The sequence below is a fragment of the Halorubrum sp. CBA1125 genome (assembly GCF_009742825.1).
GTDB lineage: Archaea > Halobacteriota > Halobacteria > Halobacteriales > Haloferacaceae > Halorubrum.
On record NZ_WPCE01000313.1, the window covers coordinates 1 to 2,015 of the forward strand.

Below are 2,015 nucleotides of genomic sequence, written 5' to 3' on the forward strand. Positions count from 1 at the left end.
GCACGGCGTGCTGGCGAACCGCGTCGTCGCCGGTGCCGAGGACGTTCAACAGGCCGAGCCGCAGGGCTTCGATCTCGTCGCAGCTCAATGAACGAAACTCGGCTTGCACTTCTATAAAGTCTGGTGGACGAGGTCGCTCACGATCCGGTCGGCGCTCGACGGCGGACGACGATCCGCTCGGCGTCGTCGGCCTCGCAGCCGCCGTACCAGACGCCGTCGGGGTACTGCGCGACGACGGGGCCGTCGCCGCACTGGTCGAGACACGACGAGCGCGTCACGTGGACGTCGGCCCCGGCGTCCCGGACGGCCTGCCGCAGCGTCTCCAGGACCGCGGGAGCGCCGTCGGCGGCGCAGGTCTGGTTCGTGCAGACCGCGAGGTGTGCGGCCGGGGCGTCGTGAGCGTGGGGCTCGTCGGCGACCGCGTCGCGGTCGGCGTGCGCCTGCTGGTGGGTGAGCGCGCGCAGCATCGCGCGGGCACCGCCCTCGTCCGTCTCGTAGCCGTCGAGCTCCACCTTGTACTTGCAGGTGTCACACGACATGTCGACGGAATCGGTGCGCGCCTCCTGCCAGCGGTCCGCGAGGACGTCGAGCAGGCGGTCGTCCGTGCCGAGCGGGTCACCCGCGGCGGCGGCGACGTAGGGGGTCGACGCGTCGAACTCGCCGGCGCCGTCGCGGATCCGCCCGGTCAACACGCCGTCGCCGAGCATGTACGGGAGGACGACGACCGCGTCCGGCCGGGCCCTCGCGACGTCGCGGAGCGCCTCGTCGAGCAGCGGCTCCGTCACGCCGATGAAGGCGGTCTCGACCCGGGCGAACGAGCGCCCCTCGTAGAGCAGGCGCGCGAGCTTGTGGACGTCCGCGTTCGAGTCCGGGTCGGAGGAGCCGCGCGCACAGAGCACGACCGCCACGTCGTCGCTCGCGCGGTCGACGCCGAGCGTCTCCTCGACCGCCGCGGCCCGGTCGTCGAGCAGGTCGAGGATCGCCGGGTGGATCCCGAGGTGGGCGCCCCCGTGGAACCGCACGTCCGGGTGCTCGTCGCGGGCGCGGTTCACCGCCAGCGGCAGGTCGTTCTTGACGTGCGAGGCCGCGAACAGCGACAGCGGGACGAGCGTGAGCCGGGAGACGCCGGGCGCGAGGTGGTCGATCGCGTCGGGGATCGCCGGCTCCGCGAGTTCGAGAAATGCGGCGTCGGTCGGGACGCCGATCCGGGCCTCCAGTCCCGCGGCCAGCTCGCGGACCGACTCGTTCGACCGCTCGCGCCGGGAGCCGTGGCCGACCAGCAGCACCGCCTCGTCGCTCCCGATCCCGACCGCGTCGGCGGCTCGGCTCACGGGTCGGCCTCGCCTCTCTGTTGGTCACCTCCGTCCCCTTGCGAGTCGGCGTCCCCGTCCCCCGCGGGTCCCGTCCGGACTGTCGACGAGCGTTCCCACCGCCAGCCCCTCGGCGCGCTCGACGCTCCGGAGCGTCTTCTGCCGGCGGTCCGTCGCGAACAGCCCGGACGCTCGGCGCCGGCGTAGACCCACTCGGCGAAGGCGGCCGTGTCGGCGTCGGCGACGCCGAACCAGTACCCGCCCGAGGAGGCGGCCGTCGGCTCGTCGGCGGCGAACCCCTCGGCGTCGAGTAGGCCGCGGACCCGCTCCAAGAGACGCTCGTCGTCGTGGACGAACGAGATCCCGACGGCGCCGGCCGACTCGCGGAAGCAGACGACGCCGCAGGACTCGAGCAGCCCGCGGAGCAGCTGTCGGCGGTGATCGCGCAGCGAGTCGAACCGGTACCCGCCGGGGTCGCCGTCGACCGGGAGCCCGAGCGCGGCGCTCGCGTTCGCCGCCAGCGACGGGTCGATCACCTGCACGGTGTAGGCGTCCTCGCGCCGGGTGACGGCCGCGTCGTGCGCAAAGTCGCGCTCGGCGATCCGGTGGTCGACCGTCCCGCCGCCGGCGATCGCCGCCAGCCGGCGGGCGGCGTCCTCGTCCGTCGTCTCGACCGTGACGCTCCGCTCGGTGACGCTCCCGTCG

2 protein-coding genes and 1 pseudogene are annotated in these 2,015 nt (G+C 74.1%); all 3 read right to left on the bottom strand.

The features are described 5' to 3' along the window. Positions 1-88: DUF3209 family protein (locus tag GJ633_RS18150; RefSeq protein WP_156589585.1), on the bottom strand; the 88-nt coding region annotated here is incomplete at its 3' end. A gap of 23 nt (positions 89-111) precedes the next feature. Continuing rightward, positions 112-1,331: pseudogene (locus GJ633_RS16145) on the bottom strand (CbiX/SirB N-terminal domain-containing protein). After that, on the bottom strand, positions 1,328-2,015 hold a 688-nt coding region (locus GJ633_RS17385; protein ID WP_321169133.1), incomplete at its 5' end, for a cobalamin biosynthesis protein. The gene GJ633_RS17385 and the pseudogene GJ633_RS16145, both read right to left, overlap by 4 nt.